The 26,527-nt window shown below is 74.0% G+C and carries 24 protein-coding genes and 3 tRNA genes; 15 read left to right on the top strand and 12 right to left on the bottom strand.

Annotated features, from left to right (window positions below; all coding sequences use genetic code 11):
* Positions 1 to 47: 47 nt before the first annotated feature.
* Entirely contained in the window at positions 48 to 1,355 is a 1,308-nt protein-coding gene (locus ACFT5B_RS04970) for an amidohydrolase family protein (RefSeq protein WP_386796871.1), read from the top strand.
* A gap of 192 nt (positions 1,356 to 1,547) precedes the next feature.
* Complete coding sequence (locus ACFT5B_RS04965; RefSeq protein WP_386796870.1) at positions 1,548 to 2,345, top strand: glycosyltransferase; 798 nt, start codon at positions 1,548 to 1,550, stop codon at positions 2,343 to 2,345.
* Here the strand turns inward: ACFT5B_RS04965 and ACFT5B_RS04960 are convergent.
* A complete protein-coding gene (locus ACFT5B_RS04960) occupies positions 2,285 to 3,220 on the bottom strand; it encodes an alpha/beta fold hydrolase (RefSeq protein WP_386796869.1) in 936 nt (311 codons plus the stop codon). The two genes, ACFT5B_RS04965 and ACFT5B_RS04960, sit on opposite strands and share 61 nt — an antisense overlap.
* 127 nt (positions 3,221 to 3,347) lie before the next feature.
* On the opposite strand from ACFT5B_RS04960, the gene ACFT5B_RS04955 reads away from it, so the two are divergent.
* From ACFT5B_RS04955 to ACFT5B_RS04945, 3 genes are read left to right on the top strand one after another with little or no spacing between them, the layout of a single operon-like run.
* Positions 3,348 to 3,992, top strand: coding sequence for a dihydrofolate reductase family protein (locus tag ACFT5B_RS04955; protein ID WP_386796868.1), 645 nt, complete (start codon positions 3,348 to 3,350; stop codon positions 3,990 to 3,992).
* A gap of 55 nt (positions 3,993 to 4,047) precedes the next feature.
* Complete coding sequence (locus ACFT5B_RS04950) at positions 4,048 to 4,803, top strand: glycerophosphodiester phosphodiesterase (RefSeq protein ID WP_386796867.1); 756 nt, start codon at positions 4,048 to 4,050, stop codon at positions 4,801 to 4,803.
* A 16-nt stretch (positions 4,804 to 4,819) separates the two neighbouring features.
* Positions 4,820 to 5,242, top strand: a complete 423-nt coding sequence (locus ACFT5B_RS04945) for a pilus assembly protein CpaE (RefSeq protein ID WP_386796866.1) — start codon at positions 4,820 to 4,822, stop codon at positions 5,240 to 5,242.
* Between the two features lie 22 nt (positions 5,243 to 5,264).
* Here ACFT5B_RS04945 and ACFT5B_RS04940 read toward each other — a convergent pair whose 3' ends face one another.
* Positions 5,265 to 6,065 (bottom strand): alpha/beta hydrolase, encoded by an 801-nt coding sequence (locus tag ACFT5B_RS04940; RefSeq protein ID WP_386796865.1) that lies wholly within the window; start codon positions 6,063 to 6,065, stop codon positions 5,265 to 5,267.
* Positions 6,066 to 6,208: 143 nt separating this feature from the next.
* Here ACFT5B_RS04940 and galE point away from each other — a divergent pair, with 143 nt between their 5' ends.
* Positions 6,209 to 7,210: a UDP-glucose 4-epimerase GalE gene (galE, locus tag ACFT5B_RS04935; RefSeq protein ID WP_386796864.1), complete on the top strand. Its 1,002-nt coding sequence runs from the start codon at positions 6,209 to 6,211 to the stop codon at positions 7,208 to 7,210.
* Between the two features lie 6 nt (positions 7,211 to 7,216).
* Here the strand turns inward: galE and ACFT5B_RS04930 are convergent, their stop codons facing one another.
* On the bottom strand, positions 7,217 to 7,561 hold the full coding sequence (locus ACFT5B_RS04930) for a metallopeptidase family protein (protein WP_386796948.1): 345 nt from the start codon (positions 7,559 to 7,561) through the stop codon (positions 7,217 to 7,219).
* Between the two features lie 51 nt (positions 7,562 to 7,612).
* On the opposite strand from ACFT5B_RS04930, the gene ACFT5B_RS04925 reads away from it, so the two are divergent.
* The 5 genes from ACFT5B_RS04925 (at position 7,613) to ACFT5B_RS04905 (ending at position 8,850) form a co-directional block, all read left to right on the top strand.
* Positions 7,613 to 7,685: transfer RNA gene (locus ACFT5B_RS04925), tRNA-Glu, on the top strand.
* Between the two features lie 102 nt (positions 7,686 to 7,787).
* Positions 7,788 to 7,861: transfer RNA gene (locus tag ACFT5B_RS04920), tRNA-Asp, on the top strand.
* Positions 7,862 to 7,914: 53 nt separating this feature from the next.
* A tRNA-Phe gene (locus ACFT5B_RS04915) sits at positions 7,915 to 7,987 on the top strand.
* Positions 7,988 to 8,161: 174 nt separating this feature from the next.
* Positions 8,162 to 8,578 carry a phage holin family protein gene (locus ACFT5B_RS04910; protein ID WP_386796863.1) on the top strand — a complete coding sequence of 139 codons (417 nt, stop codon included), beginning with the start codon at positions 8,162 to 8,164 and terminating at the stop codon, positions 8,576 to 8,578.
* Positions 8,575 to 8,850 carry a DUF3618 domain-containing protein gene (locus ACFT5B_RS04905; protein ID WP_386796862.1) on the top strand — a complete coding sequence of 92 codons (276 nt, stop codon included), beginning with the start codon at positions 8,575 to 8,577 and terminating at the stop codon, positions 8,848 to 8,850. The genes ACFT5B_RS04910 and ACFT5B_RS04905 overlap by 4 nt, the downstream gene beginning before the upstream one ends.
* Positions 8,851 to 8,949: 99 nt before the next feature.
* Here the strand turns inward: ACFT5B_RS04905 and ACFT5B_RS04900 are convergent, their stop codons facing one another.
* On the bottom strand, positions 8,950 to 9,171 hold the full coding sequence (locus ACFT5B_RS04900; protein ID WP_036947462.1) for a BldC family transcriptional regulator: 222 nt from the start codon (positions 9,169 to 9,171) through the stop codon (positions 8,950 to 8,952).
* A gap of 384 nt (positions 9,172 to 9,555) precedes the next feature.
* On the opposite strand from ACFT5B_RS04900, the gene ACFT5B_RS04895 reads away from it, so the two are divergent.
* A complete protein-coding gene (locus tag ACFT5B_RS04895) occupies positions 9,556 to 9,756 on the top strand; it encodes a DUF3073 domain-containing protein (protein ID WP_386796861.1) in 201 nt (66 codons plus the stop codon).
* Positions 9,757 to 9,839: 83 nt separating this feature from the next.
* On the opposite strand, the gene purM is transcribed toward ACFT5B_RS04895, so the two are convergent.
* A complete protein-coding gene (gene purM, locus ACFT5B_RS04890; protein ID WP_386796860.1) occupies positions 9,840 to 10,997 on the bottom strand; it encodes a phosphoribosylformylglycinamidine cyclo-ligase in 1,158 nt (385 codons plus the stop codon).
* Positions 10,998 to 11,066: 69 nt separating this feature from the next.
* Positions 11,067 to 12,614, bottom strand: coding sequence for an amidophosphoribosyltransferase (purF, locus tag ACFT5B_RS04885; RefSeq protein ID WP_386796859.1), 1,548 nt, complete (start codon positions 12,612 to 12,614; stop codon positions 11,067 to 11,069).
* A 74-nt stretch (positions 12,615 to 12,688) separates the two neighbouring features.
* On the opposite strand from purF, the gene ACFT5B_RS04880 reads away from it, so the two are divergent.
* The gene (locus tag ACFT5B_RS04880; protein WP_386796858.1) at positions 12,689 to 13,417 is read left to right on the top strand and encodes a phosphotransferase; all 729 of its coding nucleotides are present in this window, start codon (positions 12,689 to 12,691) and stop codon (positions 13,415 to 13,417) included.
* A 70-nt stretch (positions 13,418 to 13,487) separates the two neighbouring features.
* Here the strand turns inward: ACFT5B_RS04880 and ACFT5B_RS04875 are convergent, their stop codons facing one another.
* The 3 genes from ACFT5B_RS04875 to ACFT5B_RS04865 all read right to left on the bottom strand — a co-directional run bounded on the left by ACFT5B_RS04875 (position 13,488) and on the right by ACFT5B_RS04865 (position 19,456).
* Entirely contained in the window at positions 13,488 to 15,881 is a 2,394-nt protein-coding gene (locus tag ACFT5B_RS04875) for a 5'-nucleotidase C-terminal domain-containing protein (RefSeq protein WP_386796857.1), read from the bottom strand.
* A gap of 162 nt (positions 15,882 to 16,043) precedes the next feature.
* The gene (locus tag ACFT5B_RS04870; RefSeq protein ID WP_386796856.1) at positions 16,044 to 16,520 is read right to left on the bottom strand and encodes a hypothetical protein; all 477 of its coding nucleotides are present in this window, start codon (positions 16,518 to 16,520) and stop codon (positions 16,044 to 16,046) included.
* A 74-nt stretch (positions 16,521 to 16,594) separates the two neighbouring features.
* Positions 16,595 to 19,456 carry an ExeM/NucH family extracellular endonuclease gene (locus tag ACFT5B_RS04865; protein WP_386796855.1) on the bottom strand — a complete coding sequence of 954 codons (2,862 nt, stop codon included), beginning with the start codon at positions 19,454 to 19,456 and terminating at the stop codon, positions 16,595 to 16,597.
* A 361-nt stretch (positions 19,457 to 19,817) separates the two neighbouring features.
* Between ACFT5B_RS04865 and ACFT5B_RS04860 the strand changes: the two genes are divergently transcribed.
* Entirely contained in the window at positions 19,818 to 21,515 is a 1,698-nt protein-coding gene (locus tag ACFT5B_RS04860) for a DUF222 domain-containing protein (RefSeq protein ID WP_386796854.1), read from the top strand.
* A 149-nt stretch (positions 21,516 to 21,664) separates the two neighbouring features.
* Here ACFT5B_RS04860 and ACFT5B_RS04855 read toward each other — a convergent pair whose 3' ends face one another.
* Genes ACFT5B_RS04855 through ACFT5B_RS04845 form a run of 3 tightly spaced genes read right to left on the bottom strand, consistent with a single transcriptional unit; the run spans position 21,665 to position 24,826 of the window.
* Positions 21,665 to 22,054 carry a sterol carrier family protein gene (locus ACFT5B_RS04855; RefSeq protein WP_386796853.1) on the bottom strand — a complete coding sequence of 130 codons (390 nt, stop codon included), beginning with the start codon at positions 22,052 to 22,054 and terminating at the stop codon, positions 21,665 to 21,667.
* Complete coding sequence (locus ACFT5B_RS04850) at positions 22,051 to 23,925, bottom strand: RNB domain-containing ribonuclease (protein ID WP_386796852.1); 1,875 nt, start codon at positions 23,923 to 23,925, stop codon at positions 22,051 to 22,053. The genes ACFT5B_RS04855 and ACFT5B_RS04850 overlap by 4 nt, the downstream gene beginning before the upstream one ends.
* Positions 23,926 to 23,935: 10 nt before the next feature.
* Complete coding sequence (locus tag ACFT5B_RS04845; protein WP_386796851.1) at positions 23,936 to 24,826, bottom strand: LysR family transcriptional regulator; 891 nt, start codon at positions 24,824 to 24,826, stop codon at positions 23,936 to 23,938.
* Between the two features lie 251 nt (positions 24,827 to 25,077).
* Here ACFT5B_RS04845 and ACFT5B_RS04840 point away from each other — a divergent pair, with 251 nt between their 5' ends.
* Complete coding sequence (locus ACFT5B_RS04840) at positions 25,078 to 26,520, top strand: MFS transporter (protein ID WP_386796850.1); 1,443 nt, start codon at positions 25,078 to 25,080, stop codon at positions 26,518 to 26,520.
* Positions 26,521 to 26,527 lie beyond the last annotated feature (7 nt).

Raw genomic sequence — 26,527 nt, 5'->3', positions numbered from 1 at the left:
CACCCCACGTCACAGGCGCGTTACACGCGGCTGGTAGAACGTCCCGCATGCTGCACGTCACCTCCGCGGAGCGCGTCCTCGTCGACGCCGTGACCGAGCTCTACCGACCGGACGCACCGCTGACCCTCGACGACGGGCTGCCGGGAGAGACGGCCCTCGACGCGTCGGGGTGCGTCGTCACGCCCGGCCTCGTCAACGCCCACCACCACCTGCTCCAGAGTGCGTTCCGCACGCTGCCGGGCACCCGCGGCGTGCCGATGGCGCAGTGGCTCCCCACGATGGCCGCGGCCTACGACGCGGCGGGCCACGACCCGGCGCTCTACCGGGCGGCGGCGTCCGTGGGGGCGGCGGAGGCCCTGCTGTGCGGCGTGACGACGGTCGCCGACCACCACCTCAACTGGCCGCAGGACGTCGACGCCGGGCGGACGGTCGAGCTCGCGCACGCGACGGCCAGGGCGGTCCGGGCGGTCGGGGCGCGGCTGGTCCTGGTCCGCGGCTCCGCCCGCGAGGACGCGCGGCGCGCCGCACGGTCGGCCGACGCGATCGTCCGGAAGCTCCTGCCGCCGGGCGGGGGGCGGAGCGGCGTCAGCGCAGACGGGATGCTGCAGCTCGCGGTCGGTCCGGCGGGCGTCCACTCCGACGACGAGGCGACCTTCCGCGAGCTCGGCGCGGTGGCGGCCGAGCACGGCCTGCGCCGCCGGACCCAGGCGAACGAGCAGGTCGACACGGCGATCGCCCTCGAGCGGTACGGCCGGCGGCCCGTCGAGCTGCTCGACGCGTGGGGCTGGCTGGCGCCTGACGTCACTCTTGCGCACCTGTGCGACGTCACGGACGACGAGATCGCGCGGCTCGCCGCCGCCGGTGTCACGGCGACCCACGCCCCCGGCTGCGACGTGCCGATGGGCTGGGGCGTCGCCCCGGTGGCGCGGATGCTCGAGGCCGGGCTGGCCGTCGGCCTCGGCACGAGCGGCGGCGGCAGCAACGACGCCGGCCACCTCCTGGCCGACGCCCGGCTGGCGATGCAGGTCTCGGCGCTCGTCGGACCGCAGCTGCCCGCGCGCACGGTCCTCGGCATGGCGACCGCCGGCTCAGCCGCCGGGCTCGGCCGGCCCGAGCTCGGGACCCTCGGCCCGGGGTCCGCGGGCGACCTGTGCGTCTGGGACGTCTCCGGCGTCGCGGACGCGGGCGTCGCCGACCCCGTCGCGGGGCTCCTCTGGGCGAGCCCCGGACGGCGCCCGAAGCACGTCGTCGTGGGCGGGCGCGTCGTCGTCCGCGACTACGCCCTGGTCGACGTCGACGAGCGCGAGGTCGTCGCGGGGCTCCGCGAGCGCCTGTGCCGGGGGGCGGCGGCCTAGGCCCGACGCTCCACGACGAAGCCCCGGTCCGCGTGCAGCGGACCGGGGCTTCGGAAGTAGGTGGTGACGCGGTGCAGGGGGGATACCGCGTCACCGGTTCACACGATAGCCCACTCACCTGGATAGGACGAAACACCTGGTCACGGGCCGGTTCGTGACCCTGAACCCCGCCACCCCGTAGGCTCGCGAGACGTGAGCGTGCCCTCGATCGTCGTGGTCGTCCCGAGCCGCGACGACGCCGTCCTCCTGCGGCGCTGCCTGGCCGCGCTCGAGGCCGGGACGCGGCGCCCGGACCGGGTCGTCGTGGTCGACAACGACTCCTCCGACGAGACCGCCGACGTCGCGCGGGCGCACGGCGCGACGGTGGTGACGGAGCGGACCCACGGCATCTGGCCGGCGTCCGCGGCGGGCTACGACGCGACGACCGAGGACGTGATCGCCCGCCTCGACGCGGACTCGGTCCCGGCTCGTGACTGGGTCGAGCGGCTCGCGGCGCACTTCGCCGGGCCGGACGCGCCGGACTTCCTCACGGGCCGCGGCCGGTTCTACGGCCCGCGGCACGTCGTGAACTGGCTGGGCGACCACTGGTACCTCGGCGGCCTCTACGCGATCGTCGGCCCGTACCTGGGCCATCCGCCGCTGTTCGGCTCGTCGCTGGCGATGCGGCGCGAGGCGTGGCACGAGGTGCGAGGCCTGGTGCACCGCGACCGCGCCGACCTCCACGACGACCTCGACCTGAGCTTCCAGGTGCGTCCGTGGATGCGTGTGGTGCACGACGACGCGTGGGTCGTCGGGGTCTCGGCGCGCCCCTTCGACTCGTGGGCCGCCCTCGGCCGCCGCCTGCACTGGGTGGTGACGACGGTGCGCGCGTGCTGGCCGGAGTCGCGGCCCTTCCGCCACCGCGCCGAGCGCCGCGCGTGGCGCCGCCGTCATGCCACGGGCGGCACCTCGGCCGACACCTCGTCCCCCGACGACGGCGCCTCGCGGTAGAGGCGCACCAGGTCGGCCGTGAGCGCGGCGGGGGCGGTCTCGTTGGGGCTGTGCCCCGAGCCGTAGACGCCGAGCTCGGCGCCGATGCTCGCCGCGAAGCGGGCGTGCCGCCGCACGGGCCACAGGTCGTGCCGCCCGACGGCGACCAGCTTCGGCACCGGCAGCGCCGCGACGGCCTCGCGCACGTCGGGGATCGTCATCATGAGGTCGATGGTGTCGTCCACGCTGTCGCGGCGGGTGGCGGCGAGCCGTGCCCGTACGAATCCGAGCCGGTCGGCGTCCACGCGGTTGAGGTTGTTGCGGATGCCCCAGAGCATGAGCGACGCCGCGACCCGGGGACCGAACGTGCCGGAGGCCCACCCGATCCACGAGACCCCGCGGAACCCGTTGCCGTACCCGGGCGGCGTCGATACGAGGGTGAGGCTGCGGACGAGCTCCGGGCGCCGGACGGCGACGAGCTGCGCGACCACGCCGGCGAACGAGTAGCCGACCACGTGCGCGGGCTCCCCCGCCTCGAGGAGCGCCGTCACGTCGGCGGTGTAGAGCGGGTAGTCGTACGACGCCGAGGGGCTGGCGCCCGCCGTGGCCACGCCGCGCGGCCCCGCGGACGCCGACTCGTACTGCCCCGCGAGGTCGACGGACTCGCTGTCGAAGCCGGCGTGCGCGAGGAGCGGCATGACGAGCGCGAAGTCCTCCTTGGACCCCGTGAGCCCGGGCAGCAGCACGACCCGCCCGCCGCGTGCCCCGCCGGCGCGGGCCGCCTCGGGATCGGCGGGCAGGCTCACCGCCGCCAGCGTCCCGCTCGGGACGCGGAGGCCGTGGTAGCGCGCACCCGGGACGGGTGCCGCCCAGTCGATGCCCGTGCGCGTGCTCACCGCTCTCAACGTAGCCGACCCGGGATGCGTGCCGCGCGTGTGGCGCCGCCGGTCCGCAAGGGTCGTCACCGATCCGTGACCTGTCGCCCCTAGCATCCGTCGCCCGCACCCGCGAGGCTGGGGCGCTATGAGGCTCACGGCGACCATGTTCCAGACCCTCGACGGCGTCGTGCAGGGCCCGGGAGCACCCGACGAGGACCGCAGCGGCGGGTTCGACCGCGGGGGCTGGCTCGCCCCGTACGCCGACGAGGGCATGAACGAGGTCGTGACGGCGGTCTTCGGGCGCGCCGCCGGGTTCCTCCTCGGCCGTCGGACCTACGACATCTTCGCGGCCTTCTGGCCGTCGGCTCCGCGCGAGGCCGACGGCGTCCCCGACGTCGTGGCGCAACGCCTCGCGGACCTGCCGAAGCACGTCGTCTCGACGTCGCTCACGGACCCGACCTGGGCCGGGACCGAGGTCGTGGGGCGCGACGGCGAGGACGTGCGCACCGCCGTCGAGCGGCTCAAGGAGGCGCCGCCGTCGTCGGTCGGGGACGAGCTCCAGGTGCACGGCAGCCCGACGCTCGTCACGTGGCTCGTCGCGCAGGGACTGCTCGACGAGCTGCGGCTGCTGACGTTCCCGGTCGTCCTCGGGCACGGCGAGCGACTCTTCCCGACGGGCTCCGCGAGCGCCGCGTTCACGCTCGGGGACGTGCGGCGGACGGGTTCGGGGATCGTCGTGACGACGTACCGCCCGGCGGGCCGGCCGGTCTACCGCTCGGTCGCGGGCTGACCGCCGGGAGCGAGCCGAGTTCGCTCCGGAGGGCCCGACGGGGCAGGGTGGAGGTATGCGCGTCGTCGCCCACCGTGGGAACTCCTCCGTCGCCCCGCAGAACACCCTGGCTGCGTTCGAGGCCGCGTGCCGTGTCGCGGCGGACGCCGTCGAGCTCGACGTGCGGCGGACCCGGGACGGCGCGCTCGTCGTGATCCACGACCGCGATGTCACTCTCACCACGGACGGCTCCGGGCGCGTCAAGGACCTCACGCTCGCGGAGCTGCGGGCCCTCGACGCCGGTACGAGGTTCTCGCCCTACTTCGCCGGCCAGCGGGTCCCGGAGCTCACGGAGGTGCTCGACCTCGTGGCCCGCTACCCCTCCGTCGGCATGCTCGTCGAGCTCAAGGGCCTGTGGACCGAGAGCGAGGCGCGCCGCGTCACCGACACCGTCCGGGCCGCCGGCCTCGCGTCCCGCGCCACCTTCCAGAGCTTCCGGCGGCGCACGGTCGGCGCCCTGCGCGACGCCGCCCCCGACCTGCCGCGCGCGCTCCTCGTGGAGCTGTGGACGCCCGACGTCCTGCGCGCGTGCCGGCATCTCGGCGTGACCGCGTGCAACCCGTCCAAGCGGCTCCTGCGCGAGCGGCTCTCGCGCGTGCGCGAGCTGCACGACGCGGGGCTCGAGGTCTACCCGTGGACCCTCGACGACCCGGTCGCCTGGACGGCCGTGGCCGCCGCCGGTGTCGAAGGCGTCATCACGAACCAGCCGGACCGGCTGCGCGGCTGGCTGGACGGGCGCGCGCTCGCCCCCGACCCCGCGCCCGAGTCCTAGCGGCGATACTGGGTCGATGATCTCTCGCTCCCTGGCCCGTGCCCTGCGCGACGCGGGCGTCCGCTGGACGCCCCACGACGGCGACCGGTTCGCCCTCGACGCGGACGGGCTCGACGAGCAGGTCTTCACCGTCTCCGAGATGACGATCGAGGAGCACCACTACGAGACCGGGTCGGTCCTCGGCTTCAACGGCACGACCGAGTGGGCGCTCGACTCCGTGGCCCTCGAGGACGCGCTGTGGCTGCCCGCCGAGCACCAGCTCCGGGACCTGCTCGGCGGGACGTTCCGCTCGCTCACGCGTGGGGACGCGGCCGACGACACGCCGCGCTGGACCGTCGACGTCGCGCTCCCCGAGGGCCCGCGGAGCTTCTCCGCGGAGGAGCCCGCGGACGCGTATGCGGAGGCGCTCCTCACGCTCGTGCTCGCCGCGGCGGCCTGACGCCGGGCCACGGCGGCGGACGTCAGGACGCGGGCGGGGCGTACGTCGCGAGGAACGTCTCGATGTCCTTCTCGACCGCGACGGCCTGCGACGACCGGAGCAGCGCGGTCCCGTGCTCGGCCGAGTCGACGATCTTCAGCGACACGTGCTTGCTCGGCGCCTTCGAGGCGATGAGCCTCGCCGCGTCGGCGAACCCGCCGCCCGAGTCGTCCTTGCCCGCCATGAGGAGGGCCGGGACGGTGACCTTGGAGGGGTCGACGACGTCGCGCCCGAAGACCCAGGGCGACGAGAGCGAGACCACCGCCTCGGGCTCGACGTCCGCGGTGTCGTTGAGCGCGGCCTCGCCGCCCATCGAGGCCCCCATCAGGACGATCTCGGTCGCACCGTGCGCCCGCAGGTAGGCCGCCGCCTCCTTCACGTCGGCCTCGTTGCTCTGCGTGCCCACGGGTAGCCCCGACCCGCCGTACCCGCCGAAGTCGAACGCGAGCGCGGTGTACCCGAGCTCGGCCAGCCGCTTCGCGTACGGCAGCCAGTTGCACGAGTCGGACTCGTACTCGTGGGCGAGCACCACGCCGGTCTTCCCGGACCCCACGACGACGCCCGCAAGGTAGTCGTCGTCGCCGAACCGCACCTGGGTGCCGGCGGCCGCGTCTGCCTTGCACGCGGCTCCGACCTGCGGTGGCGCCGACGTCGAGGGCGACGACGCGGGCTCGGCCCCCGCACCACCGCCGCCCGACGAGCAGGCCGCGACGCCGACGAGGACCGTCGCGGAGAGGAGGGCCGCACCGGCGCGGACCGAACCGTGGGAGCGCTTCCACGTCATGGGGCGAGTGAACCAGGGTGCGGCGCCCCAGCGGAAGGCCTTGGTCGAAATCGTCCACGTGATGAGACGTCGGACGGCGGCCTCCCGCTGCTTCACAGCGCGCACCCCGAGGCCGCTCCGCCCCGTCCGCTAGCGTGTCGGGCATGACGTGGCTCGTGACCGGCGGTGCCGGCTACATCGGATCCCATGTGGTGCGCGCGTTCGTGGAGGCGGGCATCGAGCCCGTCGTCGTGGACGACCTGTCCTCGGGGCACCGGGCGTTCGTGCCCGACGGCACCGGCACCGCACCCGCCGTACCGTTCGTCGAGGCCTCGATCCTCGACACCGACACGCTCGTCGCCACGATGCGCGACCACGGCGTCACCGGCGTCGTGCACCTCGCCGGGTTCAAGTACGCGGGCGAGTCCGTCAAGCGCCCGCGGCACACCTACACGCAGAACGTGACCGGCACCGTCAGCCTGCTCGACGCCATGGCGCAGACCGGCGTCACCCAGATCGTGTTCTCGTCCTCCGCGGCCACCTACGGCACGCCCGACGTCGACCTCGTCACCGAGGCGACCGAGACGCACCCCGAGTCCCCGTACGGCGAGTCCAAGCTCATCGGCGAGTGGCTGCTCGCCGACGAGGCACGGGCAGCCGCCGCCACCGGCGGCGCCCCGTTCCGCCACGCCTCGCTGCGCTACTTCAACGTCGTGGGCTCCGGCACCCCCGACCTCTACGACACCAGCCCCCACAACCTCTTCCCGCTCGTCCTCGACGCCCTCGCCGCCGGCCGGACGCCCCGCATCAACGGCACCGACTACGCCACCCCCGACGGGACCTGCGTCCGCGACTACGTGCACGTCGCCGACCTCGCCGTCTCGCACGTCGCCGCCGCCCAGGCCCTCGAGGCGGGCCGCGAGCTCCAGCCCGTCTACAACCTGGGCTCCGGCGACGGCGTCTCCGTGCGCCAGATCATGGACGCCATGGCCCGCGTCACCGGCATCGAGTTCACGCCCGACGTCGCACCCCGGCGCCCCGGCGACCCCGCCCGCATCGTCGCGTCGGGCGAGGCCGCCGCGCGCGACCTCGACTGGAAGATGCGGCACACCCTGGACCAGATGGTGGGATCCGCTTGGGAGGCTCGTCAGGCTCACCCGGCCTGACCGGGCTCAGGCCCAGCCGAGGTCGTGGAGGCGGGCGTCGTCGATCCCGAAGTAGTGCGCGACCTCGTGGACGACCGTCACCACGACCTCCTCGACCACGTCCTCGCGGGTGTCGCAGATGGCGAGCGTGGGGTTGCGGTAGATCGTGATGCGGTCGGGCAGCGCGCCCGCCGCCCACCACGTGCCCCGCTCCGTCAGGGGTGTGCCCTCGTAGAGGCCCAGCAGCTCCGGGTCGTCCGCGGGGGCGTCGTCCTCCACCAGCACGACGACGTTCTCGATCTGGGCGGCGAGGTCGCGCGGGATCGCGTCGAGAGCGTCCCGCACGGCGTCCTCGAACTCGGCGCGCGTCATCTCCACCACCCGCCCATCCTCCCAGCCCGCTACACTTGCCGTCGTCCCTGAGCCCCCATCGTCTAGCGGCCTAGGACCCCGCCCTTTCACGGCGGTAGCACGGGTTCGAATCCCGTTGGGGGTACGTGAGCGGCTCGTTCACCGGGGGGCCGGGACCGGATTTCGGGATCGGCGCCTCGGTGGGATACGATCCTCTCGGTTCGCTTCACGGAGCGGATCACCACCAGGCCCTGTAGCGCAGTTGGTTAGCGCGCCGCCCTGTCACGGCGGAGGTCGCGGGTTCAAGTCCCGTCAGGGTCGCTCGACAGCGACACCCGGTCACGTCGAAGGACGCGTCCGGGTGTTTCCGTCAGGGCTCTGTAGCTCAGTTGGTAGAGCGTTCGACTGAAAATCGAAAGGTCACCGGATCGACGCCGGTCGGAGCCACCGCAGAAGGACCCTCGGGGACATCCCGGGGGTCCTTCGCCGTTCCCGGCCCGATGCTCCCCGGTGGTTCGCGCCACACCCGCCTGTCCTGCGCCCGACCTGCGCAGTCGATAGTCTCGTGCTGGGCCCGCTGTGCACGTCGACGACTCCGCGGGCGAGGGAGAGGGAGGGCGCATGAGCGACTGGGACGACGGTCGACCGGCCTCGGAGCAACGACCGTCGCTCGGGCGGCTCGTCGAGAAGGCCACCGAGCAGGTCACCCGCATCGCACGCACCGAGATCGAGCTCGCCAAGGCGCAGCTCGTCGCGAAGGCCAAGAACGCCGGGATCGGTATCGCGCTGCTCCTCGTCGCGGGCGTGCTCGGGTTCTTCATCCTCGTGTACCTGGTCTTCGCCGGGTACCTCGGGCTCACCCACGTCTTCGTGGACTGGCTCGCCGCGCTCCTCACGGCCGCCGGGCTGCTGATCATCGTGGGCGCGCTCGCGTTCGTCGGCGTCAAGGCGCTCCAGCGGGGCGTCCCCCAGACCGACGAGACCGTCGAGAGCCTCAAGCAGGACATCGCCGCGCTCAAGGGAGGTGGTGCCCGATGAGCACCAAGGAGACCCAGCTCCAGGAGGAGCTCGCCCAGGCCCGCGCCGAGCTCGCGAGCACCGTCGACGAGCTCTCCGCGCACCTCGACCCCCGGGCTCAGGCCTCACGCTTCGCGGCCTCGACCAAGCAGGCGGCGACGGACACGGCCGGGCTCTTCACCGGGGACGGGATGCCGCGGCAGGAGAGCAGGGCGCGCAACGTCAAGGTGCTCGTCGGCGTCGGCGTCGCCGTGCTCGCCCTCGGCGCGCGGGCCGTCCTGCGCCGACGCTGAGCGCTCCCCCGCTCCGGGAAGGCTGCGGCCGTCCGCACCCAGGCCGGCGGCCCGTGCCCGCCCGGCGCGGCGGGCGCCGGGCGCGCCGTCAGCTCGCGATCAGTCCTTCTTGGCGTCGTCGTCCGACGTGGTCGCGGCGCCCAGCAGGGCGCGCACCTCGGCCTCGGGATAGCGCCGGTGGCCACCGAGCGTCCGGATGTAGGAGAGCTTCCCCGCCTTGGCCCACCGCGTGACCGTCTTGGGGTCGACACGGAAGAGGCTCGCGACCTCGGCCGGGGTCAGGAGGACCTCGGGCTCGCCCTGCATGCCGTGTGCAGTCATGCTCCACCTCCACCGGGCGCCGCGCGGTCCGACAGGGTGCCGGACGCCCTCTGGACGACGCCACATCTCCCTTCCATGATGACAGTCCGCGCAAAGTCGACTACTCGGACGATGGGTGAAATGAGCCGACGACGTCACGAGCGGGAAGAACGGCGCGCGTGCGTGATGTCGGACACGTCGAGCGAGCCGGACCCTGCGGACCAGCGGCTCTTCCGGGTCGAAAGCCGCATCGGGGTACCCCGCCACGCGACCCGCCCGGGGCGCGAGTGGCTGGAACGGCCCCGGACCATGTACCGTTGTGCACTGGACAGACGAGACATCACCAGGGCCGCACGCGTCTGCGCGTCGCCTGCCCTGGCTTTCACGTTGAGGGGGTCGAGCCATATGGGACGCGGCCGTCAGAAGGCGAAGCAGACCAAGGTCGCTCGTCGATTGAAGTACTACAGCCCCGAGACGAACTACCACGCGCTCGAACGCGAGCTCGGTGGCAGTTCTTCGCACACCGACGTCGCCACCGACTCGAGGTTCGAGTCGAACGACGACGACCTCCGGGACAGTTACAACGACTGGAACGACGAGCGCTGAACACCTCCGTCAGGTGACGCCGTCCGCCGGTCGGCGGGCGGCGTCACCTCGGAGCAGCTTCTCGCGGGCCGCTCTCCCGGTGCTCAGCCTCGGTAGCTCCCGGTCATCCGCACCGCTCCCGCGTGGACTCCCTTGGTACCCGTGACCAGGTCCTCCCCCGTCGTCGCCGTCGGGTCGAGCGCGTCCACGGTACCCAGCACCCACGCCGGGAGCCCCAGCGCCTCGCAGCGGGCCAGGGCCGCGTCCGCACCGTCTGCGCCGACGATCGCGACCATGCCCACACCCAGGTTGAGCGTGTTCTCCAGGTCGCGCTGAGGCACGTTGCCGAGGTCGCGGACCGTCCGGAAGACCGCCGGCACCTCCCACGACGCCCGGTCGACCGTCGCCACGGTCCCCTGCGGCAGGACGCGCGCCAGGTTCGCCGCGAGGCCACCCCCGGTGACGTGGGTGAAGGCGTGCACGTCCGCGGCGTCGTCGGCGGCGAGCGCGAGGCAGTCGCTCGCGTACACGCGCGTCGGGGTGAGCAGCTCCTCGCCGAGCGTCTTGCCGAACTCCTCGACGTGCCGGTCCAGCTCCCACCCCGCGTGCTTCACGACGGCCCGCACGAGCGAGAACCCGTTCGAGTGCAGGCCGGACGACGCGAGACCGATGAGCACGTCACCGGGGCGCACGCGGTCGGGGCCAAGCAGGGCGTCCGCCTCGACGACGCCCGTCGCGGCGCCCGCGACGTCGTACTCGTCGGGCCCGAGCAGGCCGGGGTGCTCCGCGGTCTCGCCGCCCACGAGCGCCGTGCCGGCCACCTCGCAGGCCGCCGCGATCCCGCGCACGACGTCCGCGATGCGCTCCGGGACGACCTTGCCGCACGCGATGTAGTCCGTCATGAACAGGGGCTTGGCCCCCACCACGACGATGTCGTCGACGACCATGCCGACGAGGTCGAAGCCGATCGTGTCGTGCACGTCGAGCGCCTGCGCGATCGCGACCTTCGTCCCGACGCCGTCCGTCGACGTCGCGAGCAGCGGGTGCCGGTAGCGCGTGAGCTCCTGCGCGTCGTAGAGGCCCGCGAAGCCGCCGACGCCCCCGAGGACCTGCGGGCCGTGCGTGCGGCGCACGGCGTCCTTCATGAGCTCGACGGCCTTGTCGCCGGCCTCCGTGTCGACGCCCGCGGCGGCGTAGGTCAGACCATCGGTCACAGGGGATCTCCAGGGGTTGCGGAAGTTCGGCTGTCGTGGCGTCGGCATGGCGGCAGGACCCGCACGACGACGTGACGTCCCGAGGGACGCGAGAGGAAGGGACCGGAGGTCACGGGTTCACGGGTGGTCGAGCGCGTTCGAACCGCCCGAGCCCACCGACAGCGACAGGAGGCCGTCCTCGGGGGCGCCGAGGGGCAGCGCGTCCTGCTCGAGCAGGTGCTTGCCGAGCTGGTCGGCCGGTGGCAGCTCGATCGGGTACTTGCCGCTGAAGCACGCCGTGCACAGCTGCGAGGCGGGCTGCTCGGTGGCGGCGATGAGGCCTTCCATCGAGATGTAGCCCAGCGAGTCGGCGCCGAGCGACGCGGCGATCTCGTCGGCGCTGAGGCCGTTCGCGATGAGCTCGGCGCGCGACGCGAAGTCGATGCCGTAGAAGCACGGCCACTTCACGGGCGGCGAGCTGATGCGGACGTGCACCTCGGCGGCGCCCGCCTCGCGGAGCATCCGGACGAGGGCGCGCTGCGTGTTGCCGCGGACGATCGAGTCGTCCACCACGACGAGCCGCTTGCCGCGGATCACCTCGCGCAGCGGGTTGAGCTTGAGCCGTATGCCGAGCTGGCGGAGCGTGTCCGACGGCTGGATGAAGGTGCGGCCCACGTACGCGTTCTTGGTCAGGCCCTGCCCGAACGGGATGCCCGACTCCTGCGCGTACCCGACGGCGGCCGGCGTGCCCGACTCGGGGACCGGGATGACGAGGTCGGCCTCGACGGGGTGCTCGCGCGCGAGCTCGCGGCCCATCTCGACGCGGCTCGCGTGCACGGACTTGCCGTTGATCGACGTGTCGGGGCGGGCGAGGTAGACGTACTCGAAGATGCAGCCCGCGCGCTCCACCTCGGCGAACTTGGTCGACCGGAGGCCGTCGGCGTCGATCGCGATGAGCTCGCCCGGCTCGACCTCGCGGACGAACGACGCACCGACGATGTCGAGGGCCGGCGTCTCGGACGCCACGACCCAGCCGCGCTCCAGGCGGCCCAGGACCAGCGGGCGGACCCCCTGAGGGTCGCGCGCGGCGTAGAGGGTGCGCTCGTCCATGAAGACGAGGCTGAAGGCGCCGCGCAGGCGCGGCAGCACCTCGAGCGCGGTGGCCTCGAGCGTGTGGTCCTGGTCGCCCGCGAGGAGGGCCGTGACCAGCGCGGTGTCCGTGGTGTTGCCCCGTGCGAGCTCGCCGCGGCGCTGCGCGCCGTACCGCTCGGCGACGAGGTTCACCAGCTCCGCGGTGTTCGTCAGGTTGCCGTTGTGCCCCAGCGCCACCGTGCCCGACGCCGTCGGGCCGAGGGTCGGCTGGGCGTTCTCCCACGTCACGCCGCCCGTGGTCGAGTAGCGGCAGTGACCGACGGCGATGTGCCCGGTCAACGCGTTCAGCGCCGTCTCGTCGAAGACCTGGGACACGAGGCCCATGTCCTTGTACACGAGGATCTGGTCACCGTTGCTCGTCGCGATGCCGGCGGACTCCTGGCCGCGGTGCTGCAGCGCGTAGAGCCCGAAGTAGGCGAGCTTGGCGACCTCTTCGCCGGGTGCCCAGACACCGAAGACCCCGCAAGCATCCTGCGGGCCCTTCTCGCCTGGCATCAGATCGTGGTTGAGACGTCCATCTCCGCGGGGGGCCACGTATCAAGTGTGACACAGCGGTTGTGAAGAACTCGGGGGTGTTCGGGGGCCGCCGGCTCCGTAGGATCGAGGCGATGAGCGATCCCCTGGGCGGTGGGACCCGGACCGAGGTCCGGCGGGTCGGAGACCACGTCGTCCGGGCGCACCACCGGCCCCCGTCGCCGTATGCGCACCCGACGCTCGAGCTGCTGGGCGCGCGGGGCTGGGGCGGGGCGCCTCGCCTCGTCGCCGCCGGACCGCCCGAGGAGCTGACGTTCCTGGCGGGCGCCGTGCCGCCGCGCGGGCCGGTGCCGGCGTGGGCCCGCACGAGCGACGCGCTCCGTGCGCTCGGCAGACTCGTCCGGGAGCTGCACGACCTCACGGCCGGCACCGAGCTGGTGGGGGACGCCGAGACGATGTGCCACAACGACCTCAGCCCCGCCAACACCGTCTACCGTCCGACGACCCTGCTGCCGTACGCCTTCGTGGACTGGGACCTCGCGGCTCCGGGCACCCGGGTGGCCGACCTCGGTCACGCCGCCTGGCAGTGGCTCGACCTCGGCCCCCGGGCGGACGTGACGGCGGCCCGGCGCGGCCTGAGGTCGCTCCTCGACGGCTACGGATCCGACCTCGGCGCGCGCGAGGTCGTCGCAGCAGCCGCCCGGTGGCAGCGCGAGACAGCCTCCGGCATCGAGGACGGCGCGGCCACCGACCCGACGCTCGCCGCGCTCAATGCCGCCGGGGTCCCGGCGGACTGCCGGGCGGCGGCCGGGTGGACCGACGCCCACCTCGCGGAGCTGTCGGCACCCGACGTGCTCCGCTGACCCGCGGGCCGCGGGGCACGCGTCCTGGTGTCTCCGGCAGCCCGGAGCAGCAGGACGCATGCCCGCGCGGCTACTTGCAGGTCTTCGCGCCGTAGGCCTTGGCCGAGGTCGCGTAGTGCCCGACGCCGTCCCAGTAGTAGGCGGCGATCGTCACGCTGCCCTTCGCGACGGACGACTGCCCGGTCGCGAAGACGTTCGAGACGGACGTGAACGGTGCCACGCCGCTGAACTTCTTGTCACCGAACGCGGTGGTGAGCCGGACGTCGATCTTGTGGTCCGCCTCCCCGTTGACGACCGAGGTACTCAGATAGACCTGTCCGGCCGAGCAGAACGCGACGGCCGTCGGCGCCTGCGTGACGACGTCGGGGCCGGGGCGCTTCACCGTGAGCGGCACCCGCACCACGGTGCCCGACTCCTTGGCGACGAGCACGACGTCGTAGGCACCCGGCGTCGTCTTCTTCGGCACCTTCACGGTGACCGTCGCCGCGCCGGCCGTGACCGGGGCCTTGCCGGCCGAGCCGCCCGGGTTCGCCGGGTCGAAGGCCGCGCCCGACGCGCGCAGGTACGCCGTGACCTTGGTGTTGAGCGGGGCGCCCAGCGAGGTGAGGTCGAGCTTCGACACGGACACGGTCGCGTCGTCGCCGGGGAGCGTCGCTGTCGGCGCCTCGTCGACGACGACGTGCGAGCGCGCGAACGACGGCGCGAGCGGCTGGTTCTTGCCGAGGTAGTCGATCCAGCCGTCGCGGTCGATCAGGCCGGAGTCCTTCGCGTCGGTGCCCTCGAGGAACTCGCGGAAGTTGTCGCCGCCCGACGTGAGGAACGAGAACGTGCCGATGCGGTACTCGCCCTTCGGGTCGATCGGCTTGCCGTCGACGTAGACGCTCAGCACGTGGTGGCCGGGCGTCGCGTTCGGGTCGAGCGTGTCGACCGTGTAGGTGACGTTGTCGGACAGACCCAGGTTGAGGTACGGCCGGGACGGGCGGTTGCCGCCCGCGTCGGTCTGCCACTGCTGCTCGAGGAGCGTCGTGAACTGCGCGCCCGTGAGCGTGACGGTCCAGAGGTTGTTGACGAACGGCAGGACGCTGTTCGCCTCCGCGTACGTGATGACGCCGTCGGTGTCCTTGAAGAGCTCCGACCGCAGGCCCCCGGGGTTCACGACGCCGATCTCGGCGCCGCCGCGCGAGGGGTCGGCGAGGGTGTCGCGGAGCGCGTTCGCGACCGTGTTGCCGAGCGCAGACTCCGACGCGCGATCGTCACGGCCCGTGATCGGGTTCGCCGGGTCCGGCTGCGTGTACTTCCCCTTCACGTACGTCCCGCCCGTGTACGCGGTCGTGATGTCCGAGGTCACCGTGCCGACGGGCTGCTTGCCGACCTCGTCGGCGTAGGCGAGCGCGTCCTTGACGATCCCGTCGACCTTCGCGACCGCCGGGTACCGGGCGATGAGGTCCGCGGCGGGCGTCGTCGTGCGCGCGACGTTCTGGACCGTGTACGACTCGACGGCGTGCGTCGACGCGTCGAGCGTCAGCGACACGTGCCCGACGTTCTCGCCGTAGTCGCCGGTCTGGATGATCGGCCGCGTCGTGCCGGCGTGACCGGGGACGGGCGCGTCCCACGCGTACTGCTTGTGCGTGTGGCCCGTGAAGATGGCCGCGACCTTGGGGCTCGTCTTCGTGACGATGTCGGCGAACGCGCCGCCGGCGGCGACCTCCTGCTCGAGCGTGGCGCCGTCGGGCGTGCCCTCGCTGGCGCCCTCGTGGATCGTGGCGACGACGACGTCGGCCTCGCCGTTGGACGGGTCGCCGTCCGTCAGCTCGTCGGCCGTCTTGTCGATGGCGGCGACCGGGTCGCCGAAGTCGAGGGTCGCGACGCCGGACGGCGACACGAGCGTCGGGGTCTCCTGCGTGACCGCGCCGATCACGCCGACCTTGACCCCGTCGACGTCGACCACGTCGTACGCGGGCAGTGCGGGCGTCGTCGTGCCGTGCTCGTAGACGTTCGCGCCGAGGTACGGCCAGTCCGCCCGGTCGTCGATGCGGCCCGTGAGGTCCGAGTAGCCCTTGTCGAACTCGTGGTTCCCGACGGACGAGACCTGGAGCCCGAGCGCGTTCAGGACGTCGATGGTCGGGGCGTCGTCCTGGACCGCCGAGGCGAAGAGCGAGGCGCTCACGTTGTCTCCGGCCGACAGGAAGAGCGTGCCGTCGGGGTTCTGCGCCTTGAGCTGCTCGACGGTCCCGGCGAAGCTCACGGTGTTCGCGTCGATGCGGCCGTGGAAGTCGTTGATCGCGAGGAGGTCGAGCGTGGTGGTGGCGTCCCCGGCCGCGAGCGCCGGTGCCGCGGCCGTCAGGACGGCGCCTCCGCCGACGGCGAGCGCCGCGGCCGTCACGCTCGAGACGAGACGACGGCGCCCGGGTCGCGGACGTCGTCGAGGGGTGAGGGCAGGCGGGGTGGTCGTGCTGCTGTTCACAGATGCCTCCTTGTCGGTGACCGGTGGGTCTCCACCCGGGCACGCGACGCGAGGGTCACGACGTCAGCGGCACAGGTGGCGTGGTGATCCCACCTGATCCGCATGACGGGGCTGTGTCAAGACTGTGACAGCCAGAAGACTTCGGCGTGTCGCGCGGGAGCCTCAGCCGCGTCGGCGGCCGAGGCTGCGGCGGTCGGCGAGGAGCGCGAGGAGGCCCGAGACCGCGAGGCCCAGGCAGATCCCTCCGAGCACGACGAGAGAGAACAGGACGCCCGGCTTGTCGATCGACGCCCCGCCCCAGCGCGAGAGCATGAGGCCGCCGACGACCAGACCCAGGACCGCGCCCAGCAGCGCGCCCGCCTTGAGGAAGTTCTGGTACCGCGGGGCACGACGGGCGCGCCCCTCGACGAGCTCCGTGACGTCGACGTCGGTCGCCTCGACCTTCGCGTCCGCGGGCAGCTCGACCTCGACGGGCTCCTCGGGATCGGCCTCGCGCTCGGGCTCGGCGCGCTCGGGCTCGGGCTCGGGCTCGGCACGCTCGGAGCCGGGGCCCACGGGCGGGGCGACGTCGTCCGCGGGGGTGGTGCGGGCGTCGTCGGGACGCGCGGCGGGGCCGGCAGGGTCGGGCGTGGTGCTCACGTCGACCGACCCTACCGGCCCCGCCTGGGACCTCCGGTCCTGCGCTGGTCAGGCGCCTGCTGCTCCCCTCGGCGTCAGCCGCAGTCCTTGGCCGGGTAGGCCTTGGTGTCGACCTGGTAGTGCCCGGCCCCGTCCCAGTAGTAGCCCGCCACCGTCAGGTTGCCGGCCGGGATCGAGGCCTTGCCGGTCGCGAAGACCTGCGAGACCGACGTCAGTGGCGCGACCTTGGTGAACTTCCGGTCGCCGTAGGACGTGGTGAGGCGGACGTCGAGCGGATGCTTCGGCTCGCCCGCCACGACCGACGTCGACAGGTAGACCTTCCCGGCCGAGCAGAACGCCTTCGCGGTGAGGGCCTTGAGCTTGACGTCCGCGTGGGAGGACTTCACCGGCAGGTCGAGGCCCACGAGGATCGGGTCGTGGTCGGACGACCGGAAGGGCGTCGTGTCGTAGAGGTTCGACACGTTGTAGTTGTACCGGCTGTACTCGTTCGCGATCGGCTCGACCGAGTTGATGTTCCAGATGTCGGCCTTCGCGACGCCCGCGAGCGACGACGAGGCGAACGCGTGGTCGATCGACCCGACGTACCCGTCGAACAGGTACGTCTGCTTGCCGGTCGTGGCGCCGAGGTCCGTGTAGCCCGCGTCCGTGATGGCCTTGACCGGGTCCTCCTGGCCGTACGCGTTGAAGTCGCCGACGAGCAGGATCTTGTCGGTCTTCGCCGCCTCGGCGTACGCGTGCGCGAAGTCGAGCGTGGCCTGCGCCTCCTTCACCCGGGTCGCGTTGTACGCGCCCTGGCCGTCGCCCGAGTCCGTGTCGCCGGGCCCGGGGTGGTCGCCGTCGAACGTGCCCTTCGACTTGAAGTGGTTCGAGACCACGACGACGTCCGCCTTGGCCCCGCCGCCGACCGGACGCCACGTCTGGGCGAGCGGCTGGCGGGCGACGCCGTCGAACGCCGCGGACCCGACGAGGAGCTGCGAGGCCCCGACCGGCTTGACGACCTCGGGCTTGTAGATGAACGCGACGCGGATGACGTCCTCGTCCGCCGGGAGGTTCGCCGGGGACGGCACGTACTTCCACGTCCCGGCGCCTGCCGCCGCGTTGAGCGCGTCGGTGAGCTTCGCGAGCGACGCGTCGCGGTTCTCGCCGTCCGTCGTCAGCGAGTTCTCGATCTCCTCGAGCGACACGACGTCCGCGCCCAGGCCGTTGATCGCGTTGACGATCTTGGTCTGCTGACGTTGCAGGTTCGCCGCGTCCCACGCCCCGCGGGCGTTGCAGCCCGTCTTCACCGTGATCGGGTTGCCCTCGCGGTCCGTGTACGGCTGGCAGCCGGAGAGCTGGTCGCCCGTCGTCGTGAAGTAGTTGAGGACGTTGAAGCTCGACACGTGCAGGGTGCCCGCGACCTTCGGGGCGTCCGTGCGGGTGTTCTCGAACATCACCGGCTGGACGGCGTCCGCGACGTCCGGCGTGAGCTGGGCGAGCGGCTCGAAGGCCCAGGCGTCGTACCGGTAGTCGAGGATCACGGGCGTCGTGAACGTGACCTGTGCCCCCACGCGGGCCGGCTTGCCGCCTGTGAGGTACGGGAGCGGCTTGCTCGTGTTCGCGGCGCTCGAGTAGTTGGTCGTCGCGCCGTCGTCGAGGACGACCCCGCGCGCGGCGCGGTCGGTCACCGCGGCCTGCGCCTCGGCGCTGCCCGGGCGGCCGGCCTGCGTCGGCTGGACGAACGGCTTGTCGCCCGCCGCGAGCAGGAACGACCCGTAGTAGTTCGTGTCGTAGTTGTCGGCGACGACGTAGTGCCCGGCCGGGGCGACGAGCATGCCCTCGAGGCTCTCGCGCTGGACGTCGGTCTGCGGGAAGGCGACCGTCGCGGGCTTGACCGCGGGGACGGCGTCGGGCAGGACGGACCACGTCGTCGCGGACAGCTCGGTCAGCCCCGAGTACTCCGAGACGGTGCCCGTGACCTCGACGTACTGCCCCGGCTTCAGGTCGCCGGCCGCCTTGGTCGAGTAGACGAACAGGCCGTCGGACGCGTGGTGCGTCGCGAGGTCGACGTCGCCGCCCGTGCCCGGCGTCTGGATGTAGAGACCGTTGTAGCCGCCCGTCGGGTAGGCCGCCGTCACGACGCCGCGCGTCGTGACCGTCTTGCCGACGTACGGGCTCGTGTCCGTGGTGCCCTGGACCTCGGCGATCGTCGCGGTCGTGCCGCCGGTCGGCGGGTCCGTGGGCGGGTCGGTCGGGGTCGTGTCGTCGCCCGTGTTCTGCGGGGTGACCGTCGAGCCGACGGTCAGGTCGGCGGCGTTGTCGTCGGTGTCGGTGGCGCCGTCGCCGGCGCGCTGCAGCGAGCTCGGCGTCGAGTTGCCCGGCAGCCCGGTGACCGGGTGCCCCTCGAAGGTGTTGGACGTGCCGTAGCCGACCAGGTCCACGACGTGCGCCGCGGTCGCGACGTCCCCCGTCACCGAACCCGCCGGGAGGGTGAGCTTGTCGGTCGTCGAGGCGAGGGCGATCGTCCCGGCCGAACCGGACGGGTTGAGCGCGGCGCCGGACGCGTCCGGCGTCGGGAGGGCCGCGCCCGTCGCGCCGTTGGACCCGCCCGCGACCAGGTAGTGGCCGCCCGCCGCGATGCTGCCGGCGAGGGCGACCGTCGACGTCGACGCGCCCGTCCCCGTGGCCGGCCGGTACTGGACCGACCACCCGTCCACGCTCACGGCCTTGCTCGTCGGGTTGAAGAGCTCGACGAACTTCGTCGTGTACGGCGCGTTCGCGCTGCCGCCCGACAGGTACGCCTCCGAGATCACGACGTGCGAGGCGGCCGCAGCCTGCGCCGTCGGGCCGTCACCCCCGCCCGTGGCAGCCCACGCGGCCGCTCCCCCGCCCGTGACCACGAGGGCCGCCGTCGCGCTCAGCGCGGCGACCCTCCTCCAGCTGTGCTGACCGTCCACGTTGACTCCTCGGTGTGTCGAGCTGTCTCGCGTGCTCGGGCGGCGCCCGAACCGCACGGCGACGTGCGGTCGTGGTGGTACCGGACGTCGTCGTCATCACAGGGCACGCTCGTGTCGCCGTGATGAACGGGCTGTGAACGCGGCGTCACCCCGCGCCACACGCTGCCCGACGACGGCCGGTTCCGCACCCGGGAGGCAGGTCGGTCGCCCCGCCGGACGCTCCGCGAGCGGTGGCGAGTGCGCCGACGCGTCGCGCTCGCGAGCCCGGTGGGGGCGGCCGCACGAGAGGGCGGGCAGGCAAGCGCGGGATACTCGAACACCTGTTCGAGCGAGTGTCGGTGGCTCGGTGTTGACTGAGGGCATGACGACGACGGCGGTGCGGACGGGTGCGGACCTCGTCGCGCCGCCCGAGCAGGCGGTCCTCCCGGACGCGCAAGCCGGAGCCACGGTGGCCGAGATCGTCGGTGCGCTGGGTGACGTGGAAGGGTTGATCCGGTCGGCGACCGCGTGGCGCACCGAGCTGCTGGAAGCCGCGCGGCGCATGGTCGCCGCCGACCCACAAGCGATCCTCGCCCCGGAGCTCGCCGCAGACGTCTGGTCGAACTCGGACGGGGTCGAGCTCGCGCACCGCGCGCTGGTCGCCGACGTCGCGACCACCCTGTCGGTCCACGAACGCACCGCGGCACGGTTGTTCGACGAAGCGCAGGTCCTGGTCGGTGGGCTGCCGGCGACGGTCGCCGGGATGCGGGCCGGGACGGTGTCCTACCGGCACGCCCAGGCCCTGGTCGAGCACACAGCCGACCTCGACCCCGCCGACCGGCACACGATCGAGACGGAGACCCTGCCCTGCGCCACGACCATGCCACCCGGGAGGTTCGGACGGCACGTCCAGCGGGTGCGGGAACGCCGCCTCGCTGAACCCGTGGGCGCCCGGCACCAGCGGGCCGCCACCCACCGGTCGGTCCGGATCGAGCCCGCCCGCGACGGCATGGCGTTCCTCACCGCCTACCTGCCCGCCGCCACCGCGTGCGCCGCCTGGGACCGCCTCGACCGGGCCGTGGACACGCTCCGAGAGCCCGACGAGTCCCGCACCACCGACCAGCTGCGCGCCGACGTCCTGGCCGCCCTCCTCCTCGACGACGGCACCCTCGACCACACCCTCGTCACCGCTGCGACCCTCGACCCCGCTGCGCTCGACGTCGACGTCACCGATCCCGCACCACCCGCGGCCGGCGGTGCCGTGCCCGCGGACGTCGACGGCCCAGGTGACAGGCCCCACGCGAAGACGAGCGACCGGCGCACAGGGGCCTCATCCCGCGACGACCGGTGGCGGGCCGAGGCCCGGGACCGGCTCGAGCACCTCAGAACCACCCTGATCGAACCGGACGACTCTCCCCCACGCATCGCAGCGACCCGCGCCACGATCGCCCGCCTCGCGCGCGGCATCGTCCCGCACGTCACCGTGACCGTCGCGGTCGTGACTCTCCTGCGCGCCCTCGCGAGCACGGACGACGACCCCACCGATCTCACCGACCCCACCGACCAAGACGACGCAGCCGCCGGGAGAGATGGACCCGATCACCCGGTCGTCGAACGTCCGCCCGACGTCGCGCACCTCGACGGGTACGGGCCCATCGACGACCACACCGCCACCGTCCTGGCCGCCCACGCGCCCTCGTTCCGGCGCGTCCTGACCCACCCCCACACCGGTGCGGTGCTCGCCATCGGACGCGACACCTACGTCGTACCTGCAGACCTGCGCGCCTACCTGCGCCTGCGCGACCAGACGTGCCGGTTCCCCGGCTGCTCCCGCGCCGCCGACCGCTGCGACGTCGACCACACGACCGCCTACGTGAGCGGTGGCACGACCGACGCCACCAACCTCGCCCACCTGTGCCGCACCCACCACCGCCTCAAGCACGGCACCCGATGGGACGTCCACCAGACCGGCACCGACGGCACCCTCACCTGGACCTCTCCCACCGGACGCCGACACCGCAGCCGACCGGCCCTCGACCTCCCGGCCCCACCCGACGCCGAGGGGCCGCCACCGTTCTGAGCGTCGGTTGTGCGCCTCGGGTCGTGAGCCTCGGGTCGTGAGCCTCGGGTCGTGAGCCTCGGGTTGTGAGCCTCGGGTTGTGAGCGTCGGGTTGAGCGCCTCGGCCGTTGCCTGAAGCACTCCGTCCCGTGCGAGCAGCAGCTCGAGCGCTATCGCGGGCGAGCAGCCTGGAGCGGGAGCCACCGGGCGACCTCGGCGGCCCGCTCCCCCGAGGCGCGGACACGACCGTCGGCGGACGCCTCGTCCCAGCCGAGCGAGCCGGTGACCAGGCCGAACCAGGTGGCCGGGTCGGTCTCGACGACGTTCGGCGGGGTTCCCCGCGTATGGCGGGGGCCCTCGATCGCCTGGACCGCACCCCACGGGGGCACGCGCACCTCGACGGCGTGGCCGGGTGCGACGTCGGCGAGCTCCTCGAGCGTGAAGCGGACCGCCGTCGCGACGTCGGCCCGCACCGGCTCGGTGCCGTCGGCGAGCGCTGCGCGCCAGGACGCGATCGCGGCCCGGCCGGCGTCGGGCGCGGTGCGGCGGCGCGGCGTCACGACAGGTCCCCCGTCGTCCCGGGCGCGTCACCGTCGGCGGAGGCACCGTCGCCGTCGGCGGGGTCGAGGACGAACGCCACCCGGCGCGCCTCGATCGACGCTTCGACGAGGCGGACACGAACGGGGTCGCCGAGCGGCAGGGCCGCGCCCGTGACCGGAGCGCGGAGCGCGGGTCGGGCCACCACGACCTGCCCCCGCCGGCCGCGGACGCCCGGTGCGCCGGTCGCGGCTCCGGCTCTGGCCCCGGCCCCGGCCCCGGCCCCGGCCCCGGCCCCGGCCCCGGCCCCGGCCTCAGCCTCGGCCTCGGCCTCGGCCTCGGCCGATGCTTCAGCGCTCGGAGACCCGTTGCCGGGCTGCGGGTGCGCGTCCGGCTGCGCGTCTTCGGCCCGCCGCGGGCCCCCACCGGGCGGCGTGCCCTCGGCGGGCTTGGCGGGGCGGTCGTCGACGTCCACGACGACGCCGTCGAACATCTCCCCCACCCGGTCGACGACGAGCGCCGCCTCGAGGGTGTCGAGGCACGCGCGCTCGAACGACCCGGCCTTCTGCCCGGCCCGCGACATGAGCTTCGGCAGGCCCGCGAGCCCGTCGAGCACCCAGGCGGGGACGGCGGCACCGGCCGTGGTGGCGAGGCACGCCTCGGTCCCGTACCGGTCGACGAGCCGCCGCAGCGGCGCGGTGACGTGCGCGTACTCGGCGGCGATCGCGGCGTGCGCGGCGCCGTCGTCGGCCGGGACGGCGTCGATCCCCGGGAGGTCCTTGCCCCCGAACGCCAGGTACGACGCCCCGCGGAACAGGCTCGTCGCCTCGGTGAGGAACGCGGCGTGGTGCGGCTGCGCGGAGTCGAGGCGGCGGAGCAGCTCGCCGTACGGCTCGTCCTCCGGCCAGTCGATGCCGAGGGCGCGCGCGGTGCGGCGCAGCCGGGCGACGTCGCGGGGGTCGGCGGGCGGCAGGGTGCGCAGGATCCCGACGCCGCCGGCCCGCATGAGCCGAGCCGCCGCGATGCCGGTGAGCAGGGAGATCTGGGCGTTCCAGCCCTCGACGGGCAGGGTGGAGCGCAGCTCGATCGTGATGGTGCCGTCGTCGTGGGTGACGGCGACCTGCTCGGGCACGTCGAGGGAGACTCCCCCGCGCTCACGCTCACGCTCCTGCCGCAGCGTCCCGACCTCGCGGAGCAGCGCGATCGTCTCGCGGACGCCCACGGGCCACGTCGCGCCCACCGGCCCGCCCGACGGCGCGCCTCCCGACGGCGCCCCTCCCGACGACGCCGCAGCCCCGTCGAGCGCGGCCTGCGCCTCCTCGTAGCCGAGCCGGGCGACGGAACGCACGACACCGCGGCGCACCGTGACGCCGGGCGCGTCAGCGGTCCCCTCGACGATCTCGCCGCGCGCGTCCAGGACGATCCGCCACACGACGGCGGGCCGGTCGGCGTCGGGCAGGAGGCTCGCCGCACCTTCGGACAGCACGGCCGGGTGGAGCGGGGTGCGCTCGTCGGGCCCGTACAGGGTGGTGCCGCGCGCGTGCGACTCCGTGTCCACCGGGCCGCCCGGCATGACGAACGACGCCACGTCGGCGATCGCGTAGTGCACGACGAACCCTCCGGCGTCCGCTCCGTCGGACCGCTCGATCACCATCGCCTGGTCGAGGTCCATCGAGCCCGGCGGGTCGATGGTGCAGAACGGCAGCGCACGCAGGTCGACGCGGTCCGGGTCGGCGATCAGGTCGCGTGCGGCGGCCTGCGTCGCCTCGGCGACGACGTCGGGCGGGAAGTCGTCCGGGATCTGCATCTGACGTCTGAGCTCGACGAGCGAGCGGCGGACGGCGTTCGAGGTCGCGGCGTCCGCGCCGGCGATCCTCAGGTACTGGGCTGGCACACCACCGAGGCTAGAGCGTGTCGGGGGCGACCACCGCGTAGAGGAGCGCCCGCAGGTCGCCGTCGGCGTCGGAGCCGGTGCGGAACACGAGCCGCAGCACGAGGGCAGGCACGTCGAGGTCGAGCCGGACGAGGCGTCCGGCCGTGACCTCGTCGGCGACCGCGAACTCCGGCAGGAGCGCGAGCCCGAGCCCCTGGGCCGCCCAGGCGCGGAGCACGGGCACGCCGCCCGCCTCGACCCGGTCGACGTGCTCGCCCAGCAGGCGCTCGCCCGCGTACCGGAACGAGCACCCGGGGACGTTCACGAGGAGCCGTTCGCCGCGTACGTCCTCGGGCCGGAGAGCGGGAGCGCCGGCGAGGGGATGTCCGGGGGCCGACACGAGGGCGAGCGGCACCGGTTCGACGTCCACGTGCTCGAGGGCTTCCGCCGGCACCGGGTACCCGAGCTCGCCCAGCGGACCGTCGGTGTCGAGGACGAGCGCCGCGTCGAGCGTGCCCCCGAGGACGCCGTCGAACAGTGCCGCGCGCGAGACCGACGACGTCAGCGCGACGTCCAGCCCGGGCCTCGTCGCCGCGATCCGCCGCGCGACCCGCGGGACGTACGTCGCGGCGATCGTCTCGAGCGCGCCGAGCCGGACGGCGGGCGGCGTCGTGGCGACGTCCCGCCGCGCAGCCTCGACGTCGCCCAGGATCCGGCGTGACCACGCGCTCAGGCGCTCCCCGGCCCCGGTCGGGTGCATGCCGTCCGGCCGGCGCGCGAAGAGCGCGACGCCGAGGGACCGCTCGAGCGCACGCACCTGCTCCGAGACCGACGACGGCGCGAGTCCGAGCGCGACCGCCGCGTCGGTGACCGTGCCGTGCCGCAGCACCGCCTCGAACGTCCTCAGCTGCCGCAGCTCCACGCGTGCCTCCCGCCCGATTCTCGGCCTCGATGCGTCGTCCGCCCCGGGACCCTCGTGCCTCCGGAGCCCATCATGCTCGTGGCCCCGGGCGGTCCGGCCGTCGGACACCCGTCCCGAGGCCCGGCACCTCCCGCTCGCCCCCCTCGTTCGGCCTGACCGAACGACGCGTTCGGGGCTGCCGGTGGAGCCTGCGGCCACGCGGGTCGAGCCTAGGGCCGACCGTCCGCTCGCCCACCATCGGAGCCGCCCCCATGCGCCTCGACGACGTCCCCACCAGCGCTCCCGCGAGTGCTCTCCCAGCCCACCCTGCGCCCACAGCGGCCGGCGCCGCGCGGCGTCTGGTCGGCGTCGCGCTCGGGTACTTCATGGTCCTGCTCGACATGACGGTGCTGGCCGTCGCGGAGCCGGACCTCGCCCGCTCGCTGCACCCGTCGACGGCGGGCCTCCAGTGGGTCGTCACGGCGTACACGGTGACGTTCGCGGCGGCGCTGCTCTCCGCGGGCGCCGCTGCCGACCGCTTCGGTGCGCGGCGCGTCTTCACGGTCGGGGTCGTCGCGTTCGGGCTCGGCTCGCTCGCGTGCGCCGCCGCGCCGAGCCTCGCCGCGCTGGTCACGCTCCGTGCCGTCCTGGGCGTCGCGGCGGCCGTGTGCGTGCCCGCGTCGATGGCGATGATCGCCGACCTCTACCCCGACCCCGCCCGCCGGGCGCGCGCCGTGTCCGTGTGGGCCGCCGTCAGCGGGGCAGCCGTCGCGGCGGGGCCCGTCGTGGGTGGCTTCCTCGTCGCGGCGGGCGGCTGGCGCGCGGTGTTCCTGGTCAATGCTCCCCTCGCGGCGCTCACGTGCGCGCTCGTCGGAGGCCGCCCGGCACGGCGCTCTCCGCACGACGCGGGACGGCGCGAGCCCGCGGCCGGACCGCAGCCGCGTGTCCGCCGACCGGCCGCCTGGGGCGCCCAGCTCGCCGCCGTGGCGGCACTGGCCCTCGGCACCGACGCGGTGATCGCGTCCGGTGCGGGCGAGGTCGTTCACGGCGCGTGCTCGCTCGCCGGCACGGGCGTCGCGGTCCTCGCGCTCGTCCGGCTCGACGCCCGGTCCGACGCGCCGCTCCTCGTCCGCGGCCCCGGGCTCGCGCCCGCGCTCGTCTCGGGAGCCGTCGTGAACGCGACGCTCGCGGGCGTGCTGTTCGTGGTCCCGCTCGTCCTCACCCGCCAGACGACGCTCACCCCGCTCGAGACCGGACTCGCCTTCCTTCCCATGACCGTCCCGTTCGCGGTGAACCCCCTGCTCACGGGCAGGCTCGTCGTGCGCCACGGGCCGTGGCCGCCGCTCCTCCTCGGCATGGGTCTTCTCGTGGCGGGCGGCCTCGCGCTCGCGGCCGCCGTCCAGGACGAGGGACTGGACCGGTCAGGCGGGTTCGCCGTCCTGCTCGGCGCGCTCGGGGCGCTCGGGTTCGGGACGTCGTTCGCCCTGCCCTCGCTCGTCGCGCTCGTCATCGGCCTCGCGCCGCCCGGCGCGGCCGGACGGGCGAGCGGGCTCTTCAGCGCGACCCGGCAGCTCGGGGCGAGCGTCGGCGTCGCGCTGGCCGGGGCGTTCGTCGTCGACGCGCCGGCCCGGGGACTCGTCCTGCTCGCCGCGCTCTGCGCCGCGACCCTCGCGGTGCTCGTCACGGCCCGCCGCAGAGGCGCGCGACGGTCCTGAGGGGCCA

Source organism: Luteimicrobium sp. NPDC057192 (genome assembly GCF_042670205.1).
In the GTDB taxonomy this organism is placed as follows: Bacteria; Actinomycetota; Actinomycetes; order Actinomycetales; family Cellulomonadaceae; genus Luteimicrobium.
This window is presented reverse-complemented; position numbering and strand designations above follow the sequence as displayed.